Source organism: Streptomyces sp. RLB3-17, assembly GCF_007113425.2.
In the GTDB taxonomy this organism is placed as follows: domain Bacteria; phylum Actinomycetota; class Actinomycetes; order Streptomycetales; family Streptomycetaceae; genus Streptomyces; species Streptomyces mirabilis_D.
The window spans coordinates 75783-99416 of sequence record NZ_CP041610.2 but is presented as its reverse complement, the minus strand read 5'-3'; the positions used below and the strand labels follow the sequence as shown (position 1 = coordinate 99416).

Here is a 23634-nt window from a genome sequence, read left to right as displayed (position 1 = left end):
CAACTCGGTCGACGCCCGCAGTCCATCGCCCCGGTCCGTGACGTCAAGACGCCCCCCAGAACCACCTGTTCTGGGGGGCGTGCTTGGTCGTCCTATTTCTTGGCGAGGCGGAGCTGGTTGACGCACCGCAGGTCCTGCCGGTACTTCACCGAACCTTGCCGGTACCAGAACCGGCATTGCGACGTGTCGCCCGTCACCGGCCCGGTCACCTTGAGCCGGGCCATGTGGTACCACACGGCTGGTTTGTGGGCTTTCACGGTGAAGGTGGTCGACCGTTCCGGCAGGCCGGTGACGTCATCGAATTTTGAGTTCACCGGGAGCACGCCGATCCCGAATCCGTCGGTGTCTTCGGTGCTCACCACCTTGTAGCCGATCAGCTTCAGTCCTTTCGGCAGGCTGACGAACCGGGCCTTGAGTACGGTCACCGGTTCACCGCTGACGTTGGTCGCCTGTGGCAGGTTCAGCCAGTACTCCTTGCCGATCCGCAGCTGGACGTACTCCAGGTCGGCCTGCTCGAGCAGTCCTGCACCCAGCGCGTGACCCTTCCGTGCACCTGTGTCATCTGGTCGCTGCGGGACCAGCCAGGCTGCCAGGGCCGTCGCCACGATCAGGAATGCGGTTCCGGCGATCAGCCAGCCGCGCCTACTTGGAGTAGAAGACACCAGCGTGCCCACTGCTGAGTGACCCGTTCTTGCCCCAGATCCAGTGCTTGCCCGGCTGGTTTCCGAACGTGATCCTCTGCCTGTGGTTGCTGTCGTAGCCGGTCTTCGCACCGAGCGAGATACCGAAGGCGCTCACCGCGCCGCCGAACTTCACAGAACTGCCATGAGCAAGCGAAAGGGTGCCACCACCACCCTCAAGGTAGGTCCGGTTAGCCTTCGGGGCCTTATTGAAGTTCGCCGACCCGTCCTTCGACGACACGTCCTTGCCGAACTTGCCCGCCGCGCCGTCGGCCGGAATGTGGTATCCGCTTGCCTCGATCTTGTACCAGGTGGCGCGCACCGAGCCGGAGCACCAGTGCTGGTACTTCCACTTCTTGTAGAGGATCGGCACCTGGTACTGGTGCGAGTACTTGGACTTGTTGGACCAGCCTACGGTCATGCCGTTGCTCTGCGACAGTTCCTTGGACGCACCTATAGTCCAGTTGCCGCTGCTCTTGACCGCGGTGTCAATGCTGCTGGACATCGAGGATTCGTACTCGAATGTTGACTTCGCGTCCCAGTTGGCGTGCGCTTCGCCGACGACCGTGTACTTCGTCGAGCTGTCGATCTTGGTTTTGGTGTCCCAGCAGTTGCCGGAACTCATGGGGACGGTGGGCGGGCGCACCGCTTCGGCGCTGACGTCGTGGCCGTTGACCAGGTACGGGTTGTAGTCGGCGGCGAGGGTGCTGCTGTCCGTGGACGCCGCGTAGGTGTCCTGCGTCGTGCCGGACACGGTGTTCGGGGCGAGCAGTGTGCTGTGCCCGTAGTCGTTCTGTCCGGAGACCGTCGCGCTCTGCTGGGCCGTGGCGGTGGAGAGCGTGTCCACGCCGAGCATCGGCGTGCTCGTGGTGGTGGTGGCGCCCTCGGCGGTGGCTTGCAGGTTGAGGATGCCGCCGTTGTCGTCCTTGGCCTGCTGCACGTCGGCCGGGAGCGTACCCGGGAGCGTGATGGACCAGGTGCCGTCAGCCGCGGTCGTCGCCATGCCGAGGAACGGCACCTGGGTCTGGCCGGTGGCGCCGTCGCCGAGGTCGTTCGCGGTCAGGGTGACCCGAAGGCCCGCGGCGGGCTGCCCGCTGCCGAGAGTGAACTTCCCGGTGACCGTGTTCGACGGGGTCTGGGCGACCTCCTCGGCCGGGTCGACGTCCTCCACCCCTCCGGTCTCGTCCGGCGGAGTGGCGAAGTAGGGCTGCACAGAGGGGTCCGGGTCCGCGAGGCACGGTCCGGCGTCCGCCATGATCGTGCCGACGATTCCGGTGCGGACCTCTGGGCCGAGCTGAGCCCATGGTCCGGTGGAGTATTTGGCGATCTGACCGGTGGTGTCGGGATCGCTGGTGGTGGTCTGCGTGTTGACGACCCCAGCACCCGGGCTCCAGGCCTGGCTGACGTCGGTCAGACCAGTGGCCACCACGCCCGCGCTCTGAAGGCGTGCAGCGATGGTGCCGATAATCGGGGTTTCGGTGTAGCTGTACTGGTTGATGGCGCCCGTGCTGGTGAGCGCGTAGACGGTGGAGTTCACCATCCGCACGTTCGTGGCATCGAACAGGGCGGCGGTCGAGGTCGCGGTCTCGGATATCTTGGTGAGGGTGCCGTTGCCTGTCGTCGGAGCGGACTGCTTGTAGACCTCGAGCGAGTCCGCGGCGTTGAGTACGAACACCCGGCTGCCGTTGGTCCAGATCCGCTTGGCGTTCTGCCACGCCAGGCTGTAGGTCTTCACCGGAGTCAGCAGAGCCCCGCCGGTGGCGGTGTTGTCCTTGTAGGACTTGACCTGGCCGCCAGAGGTGGCCTCGTAGATGATGCCGTGCCGCTGCCGGTGAACACCTTGCTGGTGGTCGGCAGGTTCGCCGTGTAGAGGGTGTCGATCAGCGTGTCCGTGGTACCGCTCTGGGGTCCCCAGTCCATGTACTTGTGCAGCACGCGTGGCGCCGCGATGTTGCCGGTGGTGTTCGGCTCCCACACGTACGTCGGTACGGAGGTGAGACAGTCGGCGGCCGCAGCCGGCTGTGCGCCGGCCATCGGAACCACGACACTCCCGGCAAGGGCAGCGGCGATCATGACCGCGTGCGCGCGGCGGGATATCCGGACTCTCATGGAGTCCCTTTCTGTGGTGCAAGAAGATGGGCGCCCAGCAGGGCTCTGACCTGCTGGAACCCCCGGATTTGATCACATGTGAAGAACCTGTGTCACTGAAGTCTTTGCCGAGCCGGATCTCCTGGAGGGTGGATCCGGTAAGGCGGCGATCGTGACACGCAGACAACTTACTGACGGGTATGAGCAGTTGATCGATCGCTCCCGGTGAATGGGCGAGTGTGGCCCGTTACCAGAATGTGTCCCCGGCGTGTGCCCGCCGGAACAGGTCTGCCTGCTCGGCCTGCATCGGCGACAGGACAGCCGCCTGCAATGTCGCGCTGCCAATCGCCGCGCTCCTACCAGGCGTTGATCCCGGGGCACGCCACCTCCCGCGCGACCTGGCTCGTGGGCCTTCCGCCGTTCCCGCGCGCGGGGACGGCGGAAACGCACCGCCGCGCTTGTGGCGGCCATGGTTCCGGAGGGATCACGAGGACTGCCGACGCGCATGGCGGCGCGCCAGCTCCAGACCGAGAGTGAACGGCAGCACGTTGAGGCTGGCTGGGTGGACAGGACCACTGGGGAGCCCGTGACCGGGGAAGAAGCCAGCCCGTACGCCGAGCCGTTTCACGATCTGCCCCGCCTATGGCGCGAATCGCGGATATGGGTCTGCGACCCGCAGCACGACGGGGTGGCGAAGTATCCACCCGGAATGCTGCGCTGAAACGGCCCCAGGGGAGCCTTGCAGTGTGCCTTTGGCCACCGGTTCCCGAGACCGGACGCCGGGCGGTAAGGCGCGGGCAGCGGCCGACACATCGGCCCAAGCCCGCCCCCTGGCCCATGACCAGGGCGCACCACGGCAAAGGTGCCCGCGGACCCCGCGAAAGGGGTCCGGTCTGTGAGCATCAGGGTGAGGCGTATGTCTACTTCCGACGGCCGTAGGGCTGTTGAGCCTTCCGCATGCTGCTCTTCGTCGCGCGCATCGGGTCATGGGGTCGGGCGCGGGAAAGCGAGAGCCGTATGACCAAGAGCCACGGCCGTAAGAGCCGGGAGAGAAGCATCAGCCGCCGTCAGGGCGCCGCCTACACGGCCGCCAACGCGGGAACCCTCCACGTGCACGCTGGCGGCCCGTCGGCCACGGACCTCCAGCCGGCCGATCCCGGCCGGTGGGGAGTAGAGGCCGCGCCGGACCTGCGGACCGCGGCCGCGCTGATCAGCGCAAGCATCGAGCGGTGCGCACCGTGCCGGCAGTCCTTGACGGCGAAGCTCCTCGAGGAGGACCCGATCGTGCTCGCGGTGACGGCCGGGTCTGTCTACCGCCTGCACGCGGCCCACGAGCCGGACGCGGGAGGCCTCACCGCCGGGCCCACCCAGGTGTTCTCCTTCCTCGTCCAGCACGCCCGTGCCCGTCGGGGAGACGTCCGGATGCTGCGCGCGCGAGTCGAGCGGATGCCTGTGGCCGACCGTGCAGTGCTCCTGGACGACGCGCTGGACTTGTGGACCTTCTACGGCCGGCAGCACCCCGGCCTCATCTATGGCCAGCACCCCGGCCCGGCGGCTCGGGCGGACACGGCCATCGCCGTCCTCCGTGATGAAAGCAGTGTGGTCCGCGCCGCGGCGGGCCGCCCCGAAGCGGGGGCCGACTCTGCGGAGCGTTCGCTGTGACGGGGACGCGGCGGGCCACCTCAGTGCCTCTGCCGTCCGTACGGGACCGCTGCCGCGTCACCGTCCGTCCGTAACCCGCTATCCCAGCAATGAGGACCGGCTCCGTATGAGTGAGAACACCGAGGACGTCGTCCGGCACGCGGAGAGCGCGGCTCGCTCCTTCGCCGAGTTCGTCACCGACCTCCAGTACCGGGGGACCGGGGTCGAGTAACCGGTGGAGGTCTCCGGTATCTGCCGTGATCTCACCGGCGCCGCAGGCGAGTTGACGACAGCCCTCACTCTGCTCAGGACCTCCGTGGAGGGCCTCCGGGATCAGGACCGTCTGATGACCGACTACCGGGGTGAGCCGCTCGGCGAGGTGCTGCAGCGGTACACCGACTCATCCCTCGAGGCGGAGCAACTCGCAGACGTGCTCGGCAAGGCCTTCCCCGTCACTGAGCACCCGGCGTATGAGGAGGTGCCGGGCGGCGAGCAGGGGTCGGCGGCCGCGGTCCGCTCCCTTGCCGAGTTCGTCACCGGCCTCAAGTACCGGGGGATCGAGACCCGGTGGAGGCCTACCGCATCTTCAGCTTCCTCACCCGCGTGGCGGGGGAGATGAGGACAGCTCTGACCTTGCTCGGGACCTCGGTGGAAGGCCTTCGGGACGGGGAACTCCTGAGGGACGAGACGCTCGACGAAGCGATCCAGGGGTACACCGGCGCGTCCGTCACGGCCGGGGAACTCGCGGGGGTGCTGGGCAGGACCTACTCCGCCGTCGGGCACCTCGCATACAAGGAGGCGCCCAGCGAAAAGGAGCCGGCAGTCCGCGGCTGAGTCTGCCGCTTCGGCGGGTGTGCGTTCGTCGGCGGACGCGGTGGGTCAAGGCCGGGGCTGGTTGGTGGCCCCGGCCTTGGCCATGTTGTCCGGCCGTGCGAGGCTGCCGCCCGTGAGCACTCAAATCGTCAACCCACACCGAAACGCCTCACGAGTGAGTGAGATTAACCAAGGCTATGTATGACTTTAGCCAATCAGGTGAGTGACTGCTGATATTCTGAAGGGGAGTTGAGTACCGGGAGGGTGAGTGAGTCAGTCACCGCAGGCAGAGCACGCGATGAACGCGAGTGACGCCCGCAGGGACCTGTACGCCTTGGTCAAGCGCGCCGAGGACGACGGGGTCACGACGCTGATCCACAAGCGGGAGGACCGTGTTCTGCTCGCCCCGCTCGACCGGTTCCCGGCAGCGCGGAAAGCCGACGCCTTCCCCTCCTGGGTACTGAGCGCGGCGCAGAGGGAGTTCGGTGACCTGATCTCGCGGGCGGCTCAAGGCCAACCGCAGGTGCTCCGCAGGAACACCAGGCCCGTCGCGGTGCTGCTCCCGGTCGACACCCACGCAAGTGCCCTCTCGTTCGACCCGGCCGCGCCCTCCGGCGCGGCGCCCGCAGGAGGTGCGGTGGACAGCCAAGGACAGCAGGACCGGGAAAGCGCGCCGCGCAGGCTCGCGACACTGGGCGATGCCATCGGTTCCGTGCTCACCGCCGGCCCCGCCGATGTCCCGACGTTCGGGCTGCCCGGCCTGGACACCGCGACCGGCGGTCTGCAGCCGGGCCGGCTGACCCTGGTGGCGGCCGCCCCGAACGTCGGCGGAAGCCTCCTGGGCCTGGCCGCCGCCCGCACGACCGCGCTGGTCAACCACCGCACGGTCCTGTACGCGGCGTCGGGCCCGAACCAGGCCGACATCATGCGCCGGATCATCTCTGCGGAGACCGGCGGCGACTACCCGCGCCTGAAGCAAGGCCGCCTCACCCCGCAGGAGCAGCAGGTTGCCCAGCAGTTGGTCCATGCGCCGCTGATGATCGACGACGGCAGCGATCTGACCGCCGAGGCCATCGCGGAGACTGCCCCGTACGTCCCGGACTTGGCCCTGGTGGTCGTGGACCGGCTCCAGGCCGCCCACAACGCCCGTCTTCCCCTGTCCGGCGACCGTCTCCCGGACGCCTCCCAGGTCCTGGCCTCCCTCGCACGCACCCTGCACGTGCCGGTACTCGCCGTCGTCGACAGTGACGACCCCACGCTGCTCGGGCTCCTAGACGCCGATGTCCTGCTGACGCTCACCGCGACCACGGACCCCGGCAGGGTCCAAGTCACGGTGGCGGAACGTGACTTCGGCGTGATCGGCTCCGCGTACCTGCGCCCCGACCTGCTGCACGCCCGCTTCGCCGACGCAGAAGCCGCGCCCGTCGCCGGTACCGGCAGCGAAGACTGGAGGCTGCACACCACGCCGGAGGAGCGGGAGCTGGCCGACGCCGCGCTCCCCTACACTTCCGGCGCCCAGAAGGGACTGCCGTCCGCTCTCACGCACCTGCTGGCCGCGCTGCGGACCGCACTGGCAGCCGGTGACCAGGCGGCGATCGACGAGCTCGCGACGTCCCTGGCGCAGGCTGCTGCCGCGCCGCCGCAGATGCCGGACACCGCCGAGGGCCGTCGTCTCGCGGCCGCGCTGCACACCTACAACGCGCCCGCCCCCGCCGGCGCCACCGCGCAGCCTTCTGCCCCGGAATCCGCCCGACCTGCCGCCACCAGCGGCGCCGTCTCGGACGCGGACGAGGAGGTCCGGCGGGACGACGATGACGGCCTGGTCCCGGGCGACGAGGAGGACGAGCCGGAAACTGCGGTGTTCCCGGCGTTGCGGATCCTCAAGGACTCGGTGACGCGTTCGAAGATGCACCCGGTCCCGGTCATCCGCCTTGAGGACCGGGAGGACGGCCCCTGGCCGTTGATCAGCGAGGACATGGACGGCGAGCCCCGCTGGGTCCACCCCGACGTCACCAGCACCCGCGTCGCCCACACCCGGGACAACGGCAAGCGGGTCCGGCGCGACCAGCTCGACGTGCCCGCGTCCTTCGGGGACGGCGTGCTGTGCCTGATCGACCGCAACGGCTCCTTCCCCTCGGCCTGTTCGGCGGTCCCCCTCGCCCCGAACAAGCTCCTGCACACCGGGCCCCTCGACGCGTTCGACAAGACCAAGGCCGGGATCTACCAGATCGACATTCCGGACTGGGACTACCCGGGCATGCCGCACCCGTTGGGGCGGCTCATCGACCGGCCCGACGACGAGGGCCGCGTGTGGGTGACCACCCCGCACATCAAGCAGCTGGAGCGCCTGCACCGCGAGGGACACCTCACCGCTCCCGTGACCATCCACGACTCGTGGACGGGCAAGGCGAACGAGTCGCTGTTCAAGCCGTTCTACACCGCGGCCCGCGAGGCCCGCACCGAGCTCATCCAGGCCGGCGGCGAGCCGTACAAGAACTACAAGACCCGTCTGTCGATCGCACTGCGCCTGCTGTGGCCCAAACGCCCCTCACAGCGGTCCCCGTTCTGGCGGCCGGACTGGCGCATGAGCATGGTCGCCGAGGCCTCCGTCCGGCACTGGCTCAACGCCTTCAAAGCCGTCCAGGAAGGCCACACCCTCGTTGCGCTGCGCAACGTCGACGCCGCGATCTTCTGGACCCCCGACGAGACCCCGCCCGGCACGTACCGGCTCGGGACCGGCTTCGGTCAGGTGAAGGCCAAGGTCATCCAGCCCGGCGAGTTCATCCCCGAAGGTGACGACTGATGGCAGGCCCCACAGGCCGCGGCAGCTCCCTCGGCGCCGCCCTCAACGACCTTCTGCGCGCCCAGGTCACGCCCCGCCACCGGCTGTCGACGTACAGCGCCAAGCACTGGCACGCCCAGCTCAGCCAGCTCACCGGGACCAGACGCGGCTACGAGGCCCTGGAGAGCGCCGGCCTCGACGTCAAACCCGACACCCTGATCAAGTGGCTGTCGGATCCCGAGTACAACGTCCGCCGTAGCTACCGCGACCTCATCCACACCGCGTACGAGAACGTCGCCATCGTCCCCGCCGACCCGATCCCCGACCACGTCAAGGACGGTCAGTTCGAGATCAGCGGTCTCGTCAAAACCGGCGCTGACGAGCGCGAACGCGGCAACCGCCGGGCGGCCCCCCTGCGCATTGACGGGAGCCGCGGCGACTGGAGCGACATTGAGGCGCTCTGGCTGGCCGGCGACCTGCGAGACGACGACTTCGAGGACCGCTTCATCGAGGACGTCATCGTGGCGGACATCGGCGAAGGCACCGACGGCTGGGAATTCTCTGGCAGCAGTTACTCCATTGAACTCCGGTAACACGCCAGATGGGCGCCTCGGAGAGGCCCAGCGGATGCAGTGGCTCGGTGAGGTCGCTGGCCTGCAGGAGAGCCTGCGGCACATCGCCGACAAGAAACGGCAGGCCGAACGTCTACGAGCCCAAGTCAGCCGAGGTGAGGACGGCGTCGCTGCCCTGGGTTAGATCATCACGCCTCCGCGATGGTCTGGGGCTTGAGCCCGTCATATTCGGCAACCGCGTCTGGCAAGTGATCGAAGTAGTCCACCCAGAAACCCGGTGCTGCCACTCCTGGGGCGCCAGCGTCAGGGTCCCGTCTCGGACGGCCGTTGCTGGGGTGGCGGGGTGCTCTGTGCCATCAACGAGCCCCGGAATATTCCCTGGGGCGTCAGGCCACCCCCTCCTACGATCATCAGATGATTGATCCCCTCTATCCCCCCAAGCCCCGCCCCGGAGACCGGGTCGCGGTGCTGTCCCCCTCCTCCGGTCTGCCCGGCCTCTTCCCTCTGCCCTACGAATTAGGCCTGCGCAGACTCCTCCAAGACTTCGGGTTGAAGGCAGTTGAATATCCGACGACCCGGAAGATGGATGCCACACCCGAGGAACGGGCTGCCGACATCCACGCGGCCTTCGCGGGCCCAGGCATCAAGGCGGTGATCGCCAGCATCGGCGGCGACGACCAGATAACCGTCCTCCCGCACCTCGACCACGGTCTCCTCCGGGCCAACCCCAAGCCGTTCTTCGGCTACGGCGACAACACCAACCTGCTGCTGTTTCTGCGGAACCTGGGCATCGTCAGCTACCACGGCGGCTCAGTGATGGTCGAGCTCGGACGGCCCAGCGCGATGCACCCGATGACCGAGGACTCCCTCCGGTCGGCGTTGTTCACCTCAGGCGAGTACGAGCTCACCTCGTCAAGCACCTACGGGGACGTCAGCCGCCCATGGGAAGACCCGCACACCTTCGAGTCCGAACCGGAAATGGAACCCGCCGACGGCTGGTCCTGGCACAACGGCGACCGGGTAGTCGAAGGCATCACCTGGGGCGGCAACCTGGAGACCATCTCCTGGCTGCTGATGGCTGACCGCCCCGTGCAACCGGTTGACGCCTACGCCGGCAACGTGTTGTTCCTGGAGACCTCCGAGGAAATGCCACGCGCCGAAGAGGTCTAGCGGATCCTTCGGAACATGGGTGAACGCGGGCTGCTGCAGCAGTTCCCCTCGCTGCTGATGGGCAGGGCTAGGAGCTGGTCGTTCGAGAACCCGCTCAGCACCCAGGAGAAGGCGGACTTCCGCCAGCAACAGCGAGAGGCCGTCCTACGGGCTCTCCAGCAGTACGCCCCCGACACCATGGCAGTGTTCGACGTCGACCTCGGCCACACCGACCCGCAACTCGTGGTCCCCGTCGGAGGACGAATCCGGGTGGACGGCCCGGCACGCCGGATCATCGTCACCTACTGAGCCTGGGCCGTTCGGATCACCGTCACAGTGACGGCGATCCAAACGGCGCTCTCACAGATTGGCGACCGACTCGGACGCTGTCGAAACTCCTGGCGGTCACACCTCAGCAGAGGTTCAGAAGCACATCGCGACAACCGAAGTGCAGAGAAGCGTCTTCGCCTCCGCCGGCCAGAAAGCCTTCTTCGAAGGCCACGTGCACGCGCTGCGGACGCTGGGAGAGATCCCTCCCTACAGGCTCGCCTCCACCCGGGCCCGGGTGGAGGCGAGCCAGCCAAGGCCGGCTGAGAGGTAGGCCCGAAAGGGGCCGTGGGAGGGCGGGGGGTAACGCAGATCTGCGGCACAAGCAAGCGCTGCGCCGAGCTCACTGCCCATTGGCCAGCGCGACGACGGCCTCCGCTCACGGGGTACTGGGGCCCTCGGCGCACAGTGCGTGGTCGATCAGGGAGCTGGCCGCTTTCTCTTGGTCCAGTATGTGCTCCGGGGTGTCGCCGCGTGCCTCGGACATGGAGACCACGGCACTTCGCCTGGCGTCGTCGGTGGCGCCGTTGAGGGTGATGTAGCCGCCGTCCCCGCCCTCGTGGCTCCAGTAGGTTCCTCCGCAGCTCAGGGGGCGTTCGACCAGGCCGAGCCCGTATCGGCCGCCGGGCCATAGCTGTTGGACCTCCGCGTTCACGGGAACCGTCTGCTTCATCTCGGCCAGCTGCCGCGTCGGTAGCAGGCGGCCCGCGAGCAGCGCGCGGAGGAAGACGTTCTCGTCCCGCGTGGTCGTGACCCACGAAAGGCTCTCGTGGTCCACCGGTATCTGGTCGGTGACGTCCACCCGGGAACCGGGGCCGAAGAGCTGGTAGGCCTGGGCGTGCGGCTGGGGCAGGGTGGGCGAGGTACCCATCCACCGGGTCTGGTCGAGGCCAAGCGGGCGCAGGATGCGGTCTTCGATCTCCTGGTGGGCGGGTTGACCGGTGGCCTTCTGGATGATCAGGCCGAGCAGGACGTAGCCGGTGTTGGAGTACGCCCATCCCTTGCCTGGCGGGAAGTCCGGCGCGTGGGCCACGGCACGGGCAACCAGCTGCTCGGGGCCGTAGACGTCGTGGCGCTGCTGGTAGTATTCCTGGGGCGTGGTGTATCCGGGCAGGCCGTCAGGGATGCCGCTGGTGTGCTGGAGCAGTTGGCGGATGGTGACCCGGCTGCCGTCGTTGCCCTTATTCTGCACCACTCCCGGCAGCCAGTGGTCGACCGTGTCGTGAAGGGACAGCCTGCCCTCGGCCTCCAGTTGGAGGACCACGGTGGCGACCAGCGTCTTGGACGTGCTGGCCATGCGGAAGTAGCCGTTGGAAGGGACCGGGCGGCCAGTGCCCAGGTCGGCGGTGCCGCTGGTGGCGACCGACTGCCGACCGTCAGGTGCGATCACGCGGACTTGCACACCGCTGATACCGAGGGCGTGGATTGCCTCGGCGTCCTGGCGCAACCGCTCCACGGGGGAGGGCCCGGCGGGCTTGGCGCCGGTGGTGGCCGCGCAGGCGGTGAGCAGCGTAGCGACACCAAGTGCCATGGCGAGGTGCTTTCCCAGAATCGAACTCATGTATGAACGCTAGTTTCGCCCCCCACGGAGTGCGATCCGGCGAACCCCAGGATCGGAGTGGGGATATCCCCCCAGCGCGTGCTTTGGGGGTTCAGAAACAGACTCTGCCGCGCAGTGAAAAAAAGTTGCGGGCCGCTGTCGATCCGGCCACGTCCCGGTCGACGTCATGATGTGCGGCGCCTCGCCACACAATGACGCGACAGGACCTGACGAGGAAACACGTGGATCAACTGCTGAGAATCATGAACTTCAACGTCTCGAGTGACGGTATCGGTGCCGGTGAGCACCAGAGTCTCGAGAGGCCGTTCGGCCACGACCATCCCGAGAGGCTGTTCGCCTGGGCCGGAGCCACGGCGAGCTGGCCCATGCGCACGGATCCCGGCGGGAGCCGGGGCCTCGACGACTACTTCACGCGAGACTTCGCACGCAACATCGGTGCCGAGATCATGGGCCGCAACAAGTTCGGGCCCCAGCGCGGGCCCTGGCAGGACCATGAGTGGCGCGGCTGGTGGGGAGACGAACCCCCGTTCCGCACCCCGGTGTTCGTCATGACCCACAACGAGCGTCCGTCGTTCACGCTCTCCGACACCACGTTCCACTTCGTCGACGGCGACCCGGCCACGGTCCTCGCGCAGGCGCGGGAAGCGGCGCAGGGAAAGGACGTCAGGCTCGGCGGCGGGGTCACTACCATCCGGCAGTTCCTCGACGCCGACCTCGTCGACACCATGCATGTGGCGGTCTCGCCGGTAAAGCTCGGGTCTGGACTACGACTCTGGGAGTCCCCCGATGAGCTGCTCGACCGGTTCCACCTGGAGATCGTGCCCAGCCCGAGCGGCGTGACGCACCACCTGTTCTGGCGAAGGTGACGCCAGGGCCCACTCGGGGCGGCTGAAAAGGCTGGCCAAGCACTCAACGAACAGCCGTTCAGCTGATTCGCCCTGATCAAGGGTTCAAAGACGGGTTCGGACACTTGCAGGCCCCGCCTCGACGGCCCGCCGCCCTCACGGGCTGCGGGCCGTCCCACGAAGTAACGTCATTTCTCGCGAACATTCACGGCCCCGCAGACCGCCCCTCGACGCTCAAACCGACGGACAAACGCTGCTACTTGAAGTGAACGAAGCCAGCGGCCGCACCGTGGACCTGGCCACGCTCGCCGACACGGCCAGCCTCGCCCTGGAGGACGTCGTCGGCCTGGTCCAGGAGCTCGTTGCCGGGTAGGCCGCCGTGGTGGGGAGCCTGTTGTGACGGCACAGCTCGCCCTGGGGGCCTACCGGTGCCAGGTGATCCCGGAGGCGGCTGCCCGTGCGGCCCCCTCGGCGCGCAGCGGGTCGACACCGCCCCCAACTCCGCCACCGGCCAGGCGCAGACCCTGCTGGCCCCGGGCCTGGCCGCCCACCCGTCCCTGAACGTCTCCACCAAGGCGGGGTACTTCACGGCGGCCACCGGCACCGACGCCGTGAACGCGGGCGTCCTCACCGAGGACCAGGCCGCCGCCGGTCACAGCCTCGCTCCCGACTAGGTGCGCTGGCAGACCGGCCGCAACCGCGCCCAGCTCGGGCGTGACCGGCTGGAACTGACCCTGCTTCACAACCCCGAGCGCACCCACCCCGGCGACCGCCTGGCCCTGCACCGGGCGATGAGGGACGCGTTCGCGGTCCTGGAGAAATAGGTCGCGGCCGGGAACGTGGCCGGGTACGGCATCGCCCTGTGGGCGGGCCTGGAAGAGGAAGCGTTCACGGTGGGGGAGCTGCTCGCCCTGGCCGCCGGAGCCGCCAGCGGACAGCACCACCACCTCGTCGCGGTCCAGCTGCCGGTCAGCCTGGTCATGATGACGCCGATCACGCAGGCCGTGGACGGCCGGGGACCGCTCCCGGCCGCCGCCAACGCGGGACTGCGGGTGATGGCGTCGGCACCACTGCACGGCGGGGAACTGCCCGGCATGGTCGACCAGGAGCTCGCCGACCTCATCCAGCCGGGCCTGCCCCCGCACAGGCGTGCGTCCTGGCGGTCGCGTCATGCCCAGGAGTGACAAACGTCCTTCTCGCCGCCTCCGGTGCGCCACACTGGAAGGAGGCGGCCGAAGCCGTCGCCCAACCCTCCCTGACCACCGCCAAGTTGCGGGAGATCACTTGTGTACTCGCCTCCCCCTGACCCGGACACCGAACAGCGCATGCGCGCCCACCACGCCCGCGCCGCGAAGGCCCTGGACGTCTAGGTGGAGCCAGGAGCGGAGTTCTGGGGGTGGGCCGGGCGCACCGTGGGAGCCCCGGCCCGCACCATTACGGGCGCGCCCGTATGGCTGCGGCTGGTGTCCGCGCCGGAAGACAAGGCGTCGGGGAAGCTGTGGGACGGCTCCCTCGACGCCCAGCACGCCTTCGGCGACCTCGACGGCCACCGGCCCGTCCTCCTGGCCGTCCACGACGCCGTCGATGGCGGCACCGCCTACCGGGCGGAGCTGACGGCGCGCGTCGACGAGCCCGTCCTGTCCGACGACCCGATCCTCCGCCACGACCTCCAGCTGCCGGACTCCTGGTGGACCGACCTCGCCGGGACGCTGGAGAAGGTGGCGGCCGTCAGCACCAACCGCGTCGCCGTACGGCAGCAGTACATGGACCGGGCCATCTCCGAGTTCGTGGGCATCCCGGCCCCGGCCTCGCCCTGCTGGACAACGGCCCATTCTGATGTGCACTGGGCGAACCTGTGCGCGCCCCTGCGGATCTTGGACTGGGAGGGCTGGGGGCGCGCTCCGGAGGGGTTCGACGCCGCCACCCTCTACGCCTACTCGCTGCTCCAGGAGGACGTTGCCGCCCGAGTTCGCAACGTCTTCACCGTGCTCGGCAGCCCGGCCGGCCTTGCCGCCGAGGCGACTGTGTGCGCCCAGCTGCTCCAGACGGTGGCCCGCGGCGACAACCTCGCCCTCGAAGGCCGACTGAAGCAATGGGGCAGGGAGCTGCGCCACCGCAGCGGGGACTGCTGACCCCCGGTCAGAACTGCAGCTGGTCCTCGTAGTCGGGAGCGAGCACGCGGCGGAGGCTCTCGAGGCTTCCGCTGGATATCTGCACGGCCCGCCCCGAGCGGCTCCTACGCTGGATCACCTGCACCACCCGACACGAAGGACAGGGATCCTTTGGCCCGGAGGCGTGGCCAGGGGTGGCGTGAGCGAGGAAGCCAGTACCGGCGAGCCGCACGACTTAGAAGAGATCGTCCTCAACGTCGACGTAACACCACCTTGCCCCAGCTGCAGCCAGGGCGGTTGCAAGTTCCGGGATCGCGTAGATCGCCCACGCTCAGCGGGAGTTGACGTGGCAACATAGGCACGAGAACCCGACCCGCGTTCGCGTCGCGGACGGTGGTATCCCCTGGTCGGCTTGCTGCTGATCTGCGCCTGCGCAGTCGTCTCCGGCATTCGGACCATCACCGAGATCACCGAGTGGGGACAGCGCTCCACCACCACGGTCCTGGAACTGCTCTGCATCCGACGCCACCTGCCCGGACGTCGCGGCGCCCCGTCCCAGGCCACCCTCACCCGGCTCCTGGCCGCCCTCGACGGCGATGCCCTGGACGCCGCGATCGGCGCTTACCTGGCCGAACGCGACCACACCGATGCAGGCGGCACCGGCTCGGCGCCCAGGACGGCGATCGCGGTGGACGGCAAGGCGCTGTCCGGCTCCGCGCACCGCCGGCAGCGCCACCGGCACCTGCTGTCCGCCGTCACCCACGCCCCCACCGTCACCCTGGCCCAGCGGTAGGTGGGGGCCAAGACCAACGAGACAGCCGTCTTCCGCCCGCTGCTGGAACCACTCGATCTGACCGACGCCGTGGTCACCTTCGGCGCCCTGCACAGCGTCAAGGACCAGGTGCGCTGGCTGGTACAGGAGAAGAAAGCCCACTACATCGCGGTGATCAAGGGAAACCAGCCAACCGCGTCGGACCAGGTCAAGACCCTGCCATGGGAGCAGGTGCCCGTAGCGCACACCGTCTCCGGTACCGGGCACGGGCGGCGGGAGTCCCGCTCGATCAAGACCATGGCCATCGCGGCGAACCTGGGCGGGATCGCCTTCCCCGAAGCACGGCTCGCCTTGCGTATCCACCGGCGCCGCCAGGAGAGCGGCAAGCGGCAGACCCAGGAGACGGTCTACGCCGTCACCAGCCTCGACACCCATCAGGCCAGCCCTGCCGACCTGGGCGGATACGTACGCGGGCACTGGGGAATCGAAAATTCCAGCCACCATGTCAGAGACGTGGTATTCGCCGAGGACGCCTCCACCGTCCACACCGGCAGCGCACCGCGGGCGATGGCCGCTCTGCGGAACCTGGCCATCGGCGGCTACGACTGCTGGGAGCCGACAACATCGCCAAGACCACCCGAGCGATCCGGGACGCACCCGAACACGCCGTCTGGATCTGGGGCATCACCGACAGCCCGCTCCTGCCGGGAACTTGAAACCGCGCTGGTGGACGGCAGGACGGTGCGCAGCTCCCGAACCGTCGTCATCGCATTGCTGCGGAAAACGAGATCCGCGATAGCGGAGCGCGAGCGATTCGGCAGGTTGCGAGGCCGGTGGTGTCGGCCTCGCAACCTCCGTCACGCGAATGCCTACTGGTTCTTGCCCAGGCAGAGCACCACGTCGGCGCGGCCGGTCTCGGTGTACCAGGCCACCACACCGGGAACGCTCTTGCACTGGTCACCGTTGCCGGTGTCCTCCCGCAGGACCTTGTACGCGGCCTTGGGGTCCTTGCAATCGATCACGTGCACATCCGGGTTGTCGTCCGTACCGCTCACCTGGACGCAGTCACCGGCGTTGGCGGTAGAGGGGTCACCGGTCACCTCGTCGTAGATCATCCAGATCACGAGAGCGATCAGCCCGATACCCAAGCGGATCAGCAGCTTCTTGAGGGCGCGGGCGCCCTTCTTGGGCGGTTGCGGCACCGGAGCCTGCGGCGGTACGGAGTAGGCAGGATCTTGGTAGGCGGGCGGTGTTGTCACTGGTTCCTCGAAGGTCAGCCGCAGTGGGCAGGGGTGAGGGCGAACATATTAGCGATCACGTAATGAAGGTCACTGCGTGAAGACGGAACGAGACTGCCGGGTATTCATATCGTGATCAAGGGCCTACCGTTCCTCATCAGTGAGCAGGAGAGGGTCTTGAACCCATGCCTGGTCGCTGCGGGCATCCCGAACGGTGTTGGATGTCCTGGTCGCCCACTTTCGCGCCGTGTCCCGTGACACGGATCGTGTCCGTGGTCCAGGGATACGGGGGCCGGTGTCTTCAGGTGCCCCGTCCGGCCTGGACGCTCCGATGCACCGCACGATCGCTCCGGTCGTGCGGGGGCGTGCCGTCCGCCGCCGGACATACGGAGATGAGCTTGCGGAACTTCTTGCGGTGGCCGTGCCTCTCCCGGGTCTTGTCCGCCGTGAAGTCCAAATCCTCGACGGCGATCGCCAGGTTGTGCCGCTTCGCCCAGTGCAGGAGCCGGATGAGTGCGTGCCGCATCTGGGCGTCACGGTGGTGTGTGGTGCCGGACAGGTCGTAGCCGGATGTCTGTCGACACGGGCTAACCAGTACTACGTTTGCCCGTCGTTCGCCGCGAGGTTGGACAGGCGCTGGACTGCGGGGGAACGGAGCCCGGTCTGAGCCGCGGTGCTGTACGTCTCGCTGGAGGAGCCCCGTTCGGCGACTGAGCGGCAGTTGCACGAGACCGTGACCGCCCAGGCGTGGGCTCGCGAGCACCGGTGGGCGCAGGTTCGGGCCCGGCAGGAGGCGGCCGCCAAGTCCCACGCCCAAGCCGCCGCCGGTGAACCGGCCGCTCTGTCGGCCCCGATCGTGCTGCCCACTTCCCGCCTGGCGCCCGCTGTCGCACCGTAGGTGCAGGCCGACGTCGTCGACCAGGCGCCGCTGGTCCTCGAGGAACTGACCCGCGAGCAGGTCTTGGACTGGCGCACCCGCGCCGCGAAGGACCACCAGCTGGTGTTCGACCACATCGACCGGTACGGCGAGGTGTCGGCGCAGCGCCTGTTCACGAGGGTGTTCGTCGAGCAGGTGACCCGCCTGTCGCGCTTAAGGCACCTGTCGCTCGGTTACACCACGTGGGAGCAGTCATGAGCGGCGGCGAGGTGTCGGGCGCCGACCTGTCCCGGGTCGCGCTGCGGGCCGCGCTGGAGGTGGCAAGGAAGAACGGCGGCGGCCGTACGGCGAAGGCGAAGCGCACCCGGTCCGCACTACGTAGAAGATCGCGTCGACGATCCGCCGCCGCAGATGCTTCTCCCGCCGACCACCCTTCGGCCCCACCCGCGCCGGCGGCAGCAACGGCTCCACCAACGCCCACTGCTCATCCGTCAGGTCCGACGGATACCCACCCCCAGCACCGCTCACTTTGTGCGCAACGAGCGTCTCAGCAGCGGGACACGGCAGATCTCAAACACGGTCGTTGTGGAGGGTGTCGTACCAGGTGAGTGCGGTGTCGCGGTCGGTGGTGGCGGAGACGGCCTGGATCGGGGTGTTCGCGGGCAGGCCTGCCAGGAGGCTGAGGAGGGCTGCGCGGCACTCGCTGTACGGCCGCGCTCGTATGTCCCCGTTCGGCGAGGGCAGTTGCAGGGCGTCGAAGGCGATGTAGTGGGCGGGGCGCTGGGCGGCCAGGGGGAGGAGGCGGCTCGGGCCTGTGCGGCCTCGAAGCTGATCCGTCCGTCCTCGGTGGTGATGACGGCTTCGCCGTCGAGGACGGTCCCGGCCGGGAGGTGGTGGCCGGCGAGGGCGAGGTCGCCCCATGCGGCGGTGACGTCGCGTCCGGAGCGGGCCTGGAGGCGGACCCCGTCGCTGGTTCGCCACATGATCATTCTGTGGCCGTCGAGTTTCATCTCGCAGCTCCAGTCCGTGCCGGTGGGCAGTTCCGGTACGGACTGGGCCAGGGCGACGGAAAGGGGCCAGTCCACCCGTCCAGCCTGCGGCGGCGACGGCTGTGGTGCGCGGTGGCGTCGTCGGGAAGCGGCCCGCTCTGGGGGCTTCTAGGCTGGTGGGGCTCGGGGTTGTCGTGGAGGTCTGCACATTACCGAGGCGGTGATCGGTGCGGTCACCGGCAACCAGACGGCCCCGGCCACTGCTCTGCTTGGCCGTCGCGACGCCCGCGGCCGTCTCCAGTACGCGGGCCGCACCACCGTCCTGAACCTGGCCGCCCGCCAGGCCCTGACAGCCGGCCTGCGGCCCGTCACGGACTGGACCTTGTCGACGTTTGCCTGGACGCCGGTGGACGCTGGCGGCACCCGGTGCGCCTTGTGCGGGTCAGGAGCGATCTGGCTCCCGACGGCGTCCCGCTGTTCGGCCAGGCCACCTGACCTCGGCCATCACCGGGGCAGGGTCTGGGTGACGCGCCACAGGCGGCGAGGAAGGTCGCCCTCCTCGAAGGCGTGGACCTCCTCCAGGCTCCAGCCGTCGGCCAGGGCGTCGACGAGGGCACGGGGGAAGAAGTGGACGGCGAAACCGCCGTGTTCGTAGATGTCGTCGCCGTGGGCAGTGCCGGTCCCATAGTGGGCGTCGCCAGTGTGGCGGACGGTGTAGACGAAGGTGCCGCCCGGTCGCAGGACACGCCGGATCTCGCCGACGAGCCCTCGGATCTCCTTCGTGGACAGGGCCATGCACAGCAGCATGTGCCCGAACACGGCGTCGACCGAGCCGTCCGGCAGCGGCAGCGCCTTGCGGACGTCGTGCACCGCCGTGGTCACCTGCCCGGCCATGCCCTGGGCGAGCGCGCCGCGGCGCAGCTGCTCCAGGCCGGTCGCGGAGAAGTCGGTGGCCTGCACGGTGAAGCCCTTGCGGGCGAAGTACAGGGCGTCGCGGCCGTGGCCGGCGCCGAGTTCGAGGACGTCGCGGGCACCGGTGGCCCGGAAGACGGCGGCGGCGTGAACGGCGGGGGCGGACGGCTCCTCGCCGTACATGCCCGGGTGAGCGCCGTACGTGCTCTGCCAGTGCGCCCGCTGCACCTCGGCCAGGTCCTGTCCGTCGCCCGTCACGCTCTTCATCCCTCTCCACGCTGGTCAGTGGGCTGATCGTAGGTCCACACACCCGACCACCATTATCCACGCTTCTATGAATTCAGGATTATCTGTACTCTCGTGGGGTGCTGACCGTTGCCTCCGACATCGACGTGCTGGCCCGCTTCGGCCGCGCGCTCGCCGACCCGATCCGCTGCCGGATCCTCCTCGCCTTGCGCAAGGATCCGGCCTACCCGTCCGACCTCGCCGAGACCCTCGGCGTCTCCCGCACCCGCCTGTCCAACCACCTGGCGTGCCTGCGTGACTGCGGCCTGGTCGTCACCGTGCCGGACGGCCGACGCACCCGCTACGAGCTCGCCGATGAACGCCTGGGCCACGCTCTGGAGCACCTGCTCGCTGCTGTGGTCGCGGTCGAGTCCGACAAGACCTGCCCGGACGCCGCCACGAAGGACTGCTGCTGATGGCCGCGATATCCCTCGGGCCGTCCCCAGCCCGCCGCGACGCGCTCACCCGCCGCATACGACTGCTGGTCGCCGCTACGATCACCTACAACGTCATCGAGGCCGTCGTCGCGATCACCGCCGGCACGATCGCCTCCTCCACCGCACTGATCGGCTTCGGCCTCGACTCGGTCATCGAGGTGTCCTCCGCCGCCGCGGTCGCCTGGCAGTTCTCCGCCCGCGACCACGCGGTGCGAGACGCCCGGGAGATGACCACGCTCCGGATCATCTCCGTCTCCTTCTTCGCCCTGACCGCCTACGTGAGCGTCGACGCCGTCCGGGCTCTGATGGGTACCGGCGAGGCCGACCGGTCCATCCCCGGAATCGTCATCGCCGCCCTGTCCCTGGCCGTCATGCCGTTCCTGTCGGCCGCCCAACGTCACGCAGGCCGCGAACTGGGCTCCGCGAGCGCGGTCGCCGACTCCAAGCAGACCCTGCTGTGCACCTACCTCTCGGCCGTCCTCCTGGTGGGCCTGGTCCTCAACGCCACCCTCGGCTGGTCCTGGGCCGACCCCATCGCCGCCCTGGTCATCGCCGCGATCGCGGTCAAGGAAGGCCGCGATGCCTGGCAGGGCAAGGGCTGCTGCGCACCCACCGGGCACACCCCGCCCGCTGTCGGGGTGGCCGCGGCGGAGACGGACGCGTGCGGCTGCAAGCCCGGCTGCACCTGCTGCTCGTGAACATCGCATTGCAGATCGACCGCCCGACGATCTCAGGGCGGGGGCAGTGGTGGACTGGTGGCTGCTGTGCGCAGGGGTGTCCGCCGGGCTGCTGATCTCCGTAGTGACCGCGCCTTCTGCCGCTGAGCTGAGCATCTTCGGCGTGTGGCCTGATCGGTGGCTCCCTCGGCGCGCGGTTCCATCCTCACTGTCAGTCGAGGATGCGGAGTTGGGCGTCGGGTGTGCAGTGGGTGCAGGCGCGCACGCCTGAGGTGAGGAGGCGGCGTGCTTCGTCGCGCGGGACGGTGCGTCGTCGTTTGCCCGCGGCGTAGCAGCCGCCGACGTGCACTTCGATGGGCGGGCGTCCGTTGCCGATGCCGAGTTCGACGATCCAGTCCGGCTCCTGCGGCCGGTTCTTCCGGCCTTGTTCCTGTTCGGCTTCCCGCTTCTGGAGGGCGGCGATCTTGGTGTCGATGCGCTGCAGCCATATGGCGTGCTGCACCCGCATTATGTGGAATCCGCGGTGTCAAGCGGACGGTGGGCGCGTTGTCAGTGGGATCAGCTTGGATGGAGCTGTGTCTGTCCATGAACTCATCCGTCAGTTGCCGGAGATCTCGATCGTTCGCGACCGCTCCCGGGCCATGGCCGTCCTCGATGCCATCATGAGCCCGGACTCGTGGGGTGAAAGTCCGGGGGTGCGGTCACGGGATTGCGAAACCCCCTCGGTCGTAGCGGTGCGGCAGCGTGTTCACCGCACGTTTGTAGATCTCAGCGTCGAAGGCGGTTGGCCGGCCTCCCTATAGTGACCGTGCCGTGGAAGACGTAGGCCCTTTTGTCGTAGCGGGTAGCGACTGCTCGTGCGTTCTTGAGCCGATTGATGGTCCGCTCGACTTCGTTGCGTCGAAGCACACGATCCCCGAGCCCAGAAATCAGCAGATCAACCGCGAACGCCGCGACAGCAAGTGATCTGGCGTCGCCGCAGGTAGCGTCGAATACGGCGAGATGAATATGCCTTGTCGCCTCCGAGGTGGTCGGGGCGGGTGCGGGGATGCCCGCCCCCGAGGCGAGCGACACGGACGCGTTCCATGATCGGGATGAGCTGCGGGGCATCACCTCACTGACCAGGTGTGATCAGGAATGCGAGCGGACGGCGTCTGCCCTCACCGACCGGACCTGGTGGCCGGATCCCTCCTGGTGGCTGCAGGCGCCGACGGAGTGGTCGTGGGGGTCACGGAGGTCCACGGCCCTGGGCAGCAGGTCGAGGTCTCGATGGTGCTGCCGATCACGTCCGCCCTGCGCCGCGCCCTGGACGTGGCCCGCGGCTGGGAGGGCTGACCGCCTGACACCACCGCATAGCAGAGGGCCCGATACCCGATTCGCCACCGCCCCAGGGGTCGGGCCCTCGCATCCTGACCAATCCACCCGAATCCACCGCGATCGCCCGCCCGAGCACGAGAAGATGCTCCGCAGCAACTCCACGCCCAGCCTTAACAGAGGTCATACCTGTGCGTCTTCGGATTTCCATCCCGCTCCCCGGACCGTTCTCCATCGGCGGATCGATCCCGCTCACCAGCCGACGCCGTAATTCCGGCCCCGGAGCCTTCGCAGCCCTCTTCAAGCTGCTCGGCTACTGCCTCATCGCAGAGGCGTGGCTGGTCTGGTGGTGCCTCAAGCCGTTCCACATGCTCGGCATCCTCGCCCACCGCAAGGCCACCGGGCGGAGCACACCCATCTGGCGGTCCCGCAACGGCTGGTGGTAGGTCGGACCGCAAGCGCTGAACGCCGCACATGGCGAAGGCCCGCCCCGAGTCCGGGAGCGGGCTTTCGTCGTGTTGCATCCGTCTTCCGCCCCGGGCGTGTCACAACTACCCCCACCCTCTTCACGTGTCCCTTACATCAGCTACATTCACGCGTCACAGAAACAGCACCACCAGGGGGGCGACGTGAACCAGCAGCAACCACACCAGCCAGGATGGGCCGCACCACAGCAGGACCCGGAGCCGGGCATGCCGCAGCCGAAGAAGAATCGCCGCATCGGCAAAATCCTGGGCATCTGGGGCCTCAGCGCCCTCATCCTGTTCATCATCTTCGGCGTCACCGGCTCCCCTAGCGGCAGCGGCGAGAAGGCCAGCACTTCCAGCGACGCCAAGCCGTCGGCCACCGCCTCCGCCTCCAAGCCGGCCAAGGCTGTCGCCGTCAGCAAGCCCAGCAAGGCCGCCGAGCCGAGCAGTACAGCCAAAGCCGCTAAGCCCACCAATACGGCCAAGGCCAACGCCGGCGGTACCTCGTCCAAGCTGGCGACTGCGCAGGCCCGCAAGCAGGCGGCCGTGATCCTGAAGAAGGAGGACGCCGACTTCCGTACCTTCCTCGCCAAGGGGCAGAGCGTCGTCGGCACCACGGACTTCACGGCCTGGTACCAGAAGGCGATCGTCGGCCTCGATATGAAGCAGACAGCGTTCAGCAAGGCGGACGCGTACTTCACCGCGGACAACGAGCCGACCGACCTAATCGAGCAGTGGCGGTCGGACAACGGGGACGCGAACGCGGCGATCACCCAGTACTCCGTGGACGGTCTGAGCCCGGACGCTCCGAACGCCAAGACCCAGCAGGACGCCAAGGATGCGCTGACGGCGCTGACGAAGGCGGACAAGGACGCGGAGAAGATCGCCAACGGCTGACGCGGCGTTACGCGTCGGCGACCCAAACGGCACGCGCAAGGCCCGCCCTGATCGATGGGGCGGGCCTCTGCTATGCCATTGGCCCGCGCTGTCAACCCTCAGGTGCACAATTGGCGCAGACGCATCACGTTCCCCGTACCACCGCCGAGGAGCCTGCCCCAGAAGCTCGTCACACTTAGGTGACGATGCCAGGTAGATGA

Annotated in this window: 25 protein-coding genes and 5 pseudogenes; 19 read left to right on the top strand and 11 right to left on the bottom strand. The window is 68.5% G+C overall.

Going from position 1 to position 23634, the window contains the following annotated elements:
* Positions 1–92: 92 nt before the first annotated feature.
* The 3 genes from FNV62_RS00500 to FNV62_RS00490 are packed head-to-tail and all read right to left on the bottom strand — an operon-like array spanning position 93 to position 2789.
* Positions 93–674, bottom strand: a complete 582-nt coding sequence (locus FNV62_RS00500; protein ID WP_143611821.1) for a hypothetical protein — start codon at positions 672–674, stop codon at positions 93–95.
* Positions 643–2415: a hypothetical protein gene (locus FNV62_RS00495; RefSeq protein ID WP_143611820.1), complete on the bottom strand. Its 1773-nt coding sequence runs from the start codon at positions 2413–2415 to the stop codon at positions 643–645. The genes FNV62_RS00500 and FNV62_RS00495 overlap by 32 nt, the downstream gene beginning before the upstream one ends.
* Positions 2416–2420: 5 nt before the next feature.
* Positions 2421–2789 carry a hypothetical protein gene (locus FNV62_RS00490; RefSeq protein WP_143611819.1) on the bottom strand — a complete coding sequence of 123 codons (369 nt, stop codon included), beginning with the start codon at positions 2787–2789 and terminating at the stop codon, positions 2421–2423.
* Between the two features lie 996 nt (positions 2790–3785).
* Between FNV62_RS00490 and FNV62_RS00485 the strand changes: the two genes are divergently transcribed.
* The 6 genes and pseudogenes from FNV62_RS00485 to FNV62_RS00460 all read left to right on the top strand — a co-directional run bounded on the left by FNV62_RS00485 (position 3786) and on the right by FNV62_RS00460 (position 10034).
* The gene (locus tag FNV62_RS00485) at positions 3786–4430 is read left to right on the top strand and encodes a hypothetical protein (protein WP_144079289.1); all 645 of its coding nucleotides are present in this window, start codon (positions 3786–3788) and stop codon (positions 4428–4430) included.
* Between the two features lie 325 nt (positions 4431–4755).
* Complete coding sequence (locus FNV62_RS00480) at positions 4756–5028, top strand: hypothetical protein (RefSeq protein ID WP_143611817.1); 273 nt, start codon at positions 4756–4758, stop codon at positions 5026–5028.
* Positions 5025–5243: a hypothetical protein gene (locus tag FNV62_RS00475; RefSeq protein WP_143626759.1), complete on the top strand. Its 219-nt coding sequence runs from the start codon at positions 5025–5027 to the stop codon at positions 5241–5243. The genes FNV62_RS00480 and FNV62_RS00475 overlap by 4 nt, the downstream gene beginning before the upstream one ends.
* Before the next feature lie 277 nt (positions 5244–5520).
* On the top strand, positions 5521–8025 hold the full coding sequence (locus tag FNV62_RS00470) for a type II toxin-antitoxin system prevent-host-death family antitoxin (RefSeq protein ID WP_143651894.1): 2505 nt from the start codon (positions 5521–5523) through the stop codon (positions 8023–8025).
* Entirely contained in the window at positions 8025–8597 is a 573-nt protein-coding gene (locus FNV62_RS00465; RefSeq protein ID WP_143599512.1) for a hypothetical protein, read from the top strand. The genes FNV62_RS00470 and FNV62_RS00465 overlap by 1 nt, the downstream gene beginning before the upstream one ends.
* Before the next feature lie 393 nt (positions 8598–8990).
* Positions 8991–10034: pseudogene (locus tag FNV62_RS00460) on the top strand (S66 peptidase family protein).
* 397 nt (positions 10035–10431) lie between these two features.
* Here the strand turns inward: FNV62_RS00460 and FNV62_RS00455 are convergent.
* Complete coding sequence (locus tag FNV62_RS00455; protein ID WP_186003025.1) at positions 10432–11613, bottom strand: serine hydrolase domain-containing protein; 1182 nt, start codon at positions 11611–11613, stop codon at positions 10432–10434.
* 221 nt (positions 11614–11834) lie between these two features.
* Between FNV62_RS00455 and FNV62_RS00450 the strand changes: the two genes are divergently transcribed.
* The 7 genes and pseudogenes from FNV62_RS00450 to FNV62_RS55045 all read left to right on the top strand — a co-directional run.
* Positions 11835–12479, top strand: coding sequence for a dihydrofolate reductase family protein (locus FNV62_RS00450; RefSeq protein WP_143611815.1), 645 nt, complete (start codon positions 11835–11837; stop codon positions 12477–12479).
* Positions 12480–12886: 407 nt separating this feature from the next.
* Complete coding sequence (locus FNV62_RS55065; protein WP_143599509.1) at positions 12887–13132, top strand: hypothetical protein; 246 nt, start codon at positions 12887–12889, stop codon at positions 13130–13132.
* Positions 13133–13282 carry a hypothetical protein gene (locus FNV62_RS55060; RefSeq protein ID WP_225900063.1) on the top strand — a complete coding sequence of 50 codons (150 nt, stop codon included), beginning with the start codon at positions 13133–13135 and terminating at the stop codon, positions 13280–13282. It begins immediately after the preceding gene.
* A 15-nt stretch (positions 13283–13297) separates the two neighbouring features.
* Positions 13298–13642, top strand: a complete 345-nt coding sequence (locus FNV62_RS55055) for a hypothetical protein (protein WP_225900062.1) — start codon at positions 13298–13300, stop codon at positions 13640–13642.
* A gap of 186 nt (positions 13643–13828) precedes the next feature.
* The gene (locus FNV62_RS00440; RefSeq protein WP_225900061.1) at positions 13829–14590 is read left to right on the top strand and encodes a hypothetical protein; all 762 of its coding nucleotides are present in this window, start codon (positions 13829–13831) and stop codon (positions 14588–14590) included.
* A 391-nt stretch (positions 14591–14981) separates the two neighbouring features.
* On the top strand, positions 14982–15362 hold the full coding sequence (locus tag FNV62_RS55050) for a transposase family protein (protein ID WP_240361093.1): 381 nt from the start codon (positions 14982–14984) through the stop codon (positions 15360–15362).
* Positions 15363–15875, top strand: a pseudogene (locus FNV62_RS55045) (ISAs1 family transposase); the annotation flags it as partial.
* A 335-nt stretch (positions 15876–16210) separates the two neighbouring features.
* Here the strand turns inward: FNV62_RS55045 and FNV62_RS00430 are convergent.
* Positions 16211–16600 carry a hypothetical protein gene (locus FNV62_RS00430; RefSeq protein WP_143599506.1) on the bottom strand — a complete coding sequence of 130 codons (390 nt, stop codon included), beginning with the start codon at positions 16598–16600 and terminating at the stop codon, positions 16211–16213.
* Between the two features lie 123 nt (positions 16601–16723).
* Positions 16724–17168 (bottom strand): annotated as a pseudogene (locus FNV62_RS54420) (IS200/IS605 family accessory protein TnpB-related protein); the annotation flags it as partial.
* An 84-nt stretch (positions 17169–17252) separates the two neighbouring features.
* On the opposite strand from FNV62_RS54420, the gene FNV62_RS00420 reads away from it, so the two are divergent.
* Together FNV62_RS00420 and FNV62_RS00415 are read left to right on the top strand one after the other, a co-directional pair.
* A complete protein-coding gene (locus tag FNV62_RS00420; RefSeq protein ID WP_164331366.1) occupies positions 17253–17477 on the top strand; it encodes a hypothetical protein in 225 nt (74 codons plus the stop codon).
* Positions 17478–17714, top strand: a complete 237-nt coding sequence (locus FNV62_RS00415) for a hypothetical protein (protein ID WP_143599505.1) — start codon at positions 17478–17480, stop codon at positions 17712–17714.
* Positions 17715–17813: 99 nt separating this feature from the next.
* Here FNV62_RS00415 and FNV62_RS00410 read toward each other — a convergent pair.
* The 3 genes and pseudogenes from FNV62_RS00410 to FNV62_RS00400 form a co-directional block, all read right to left on the bottom strand.
* Positions 17814–18023, bottom strand: a pseudogene (locus FNV62_RS00410) (transposase); the annotation flags it as partial.
* Positions 17981–18439 carry a hypothetical protein gene (locus FNV62_RS00405; RefSeq protein WP_240361446.1) on the bottom strand — a complete coding sequence of 153 codons (459 nt, stop codon included), beginning with the start codon at positions 18437–18439 and terminating at the stop codon, positions 17981–17983. The gene FNV62_RS00405 and the pseudogene FNV62_RS00410, both read right to left, overlap by 43 nt.
* A gap of 510 nt (positions 18440–18949) precedes the next feature.
* A complete protein-coding gene (locus tag FNV62_RS00400; protein ID WP_143599504.1) occupies positions 18950–19624 on the bottom strand; it encodes a class I SAM-dependent methyltransferase in 675 nt (224 codons plus the stop codon).
* 98 nt (positions 19625–19722) lie between these two features.
* On the opposite strand from FNV62_RS00400, the gene FNV62_RS00395 reads away from it, so the two are divergent.
* On the top strand, positions 19723–20058 hold the full coding sequence (locus FNV62_RS00395; RefSeq protein ID WP_143599503.1) for an ArsR/SmtB family transcription factor: 336 nt from the start codon (positions 19723–19725) through the stop codon (positions 20056–20058).
* Complete coding sequence (locus FNV62_RS00390; RefSeq protein WP_143599502.1) at positions 20058–20777, top strand: cation transporter; 720 nt, start codon at positions 20058–20060, stop codon at positions 20775–20777. The genes FNV62_RS00395 and FNV62_RS00390 overlap by 1 nt, the downstream gene beginning before the upstream one ends.
* A gap of 190 nt (positions 20778–20967) precedes the next feature.
* On the opposite strand, the gene FNV62_RS00385 is transcribed toward FNV62_RS00390, so the two are convergent.
* Positions 20968–21264, bottom strand: a complete 297-nt coding sequence (locus FNV62_RS00385) for a DUF6233 domain-containing protein (RefSeq protein WP_181360823.1) — start codon at positions 21262–21264, stop codon at positions 20968–20970.
* Between the two features lie 260 nt (positions 21265–21524).
* Positions 21525–21921 (bottom strand): annotated as a pseudogene (locus FNV62_RS54415) (transposase); the annotation flags it as partial.
* A 340-nt stretch (positions 21922–22261) separates the two neighbouring features.
* Here FNV62_RS54415 and FNV62_RS00380 point away from each other — a divergent pair.
* Positions 22262–22516, top strand: coding sequence for a hypothetical protein (locus tag FNV62_RS00380; RefSeq protein ID WP_143599500.1), 255 nt, complete (start codon positions 22262–22264; stop codon positions 22514–22516).
* Positions 22517–22762: 246 nt separating this feature from the next.
* The gene (locus FNV62_RS00375) at positions 22763–23434 is read left to right on the top strand and encodes a hypothetical protein (RefSeq protein ID WP_143599499.1); all 672 of its coding nucleotides are present in this window, start codon (positions 22763–22765) and stop codon (positions 23432–23434) included.
* Positions 23435–23634: the final 200 nt, after the last annotated feature.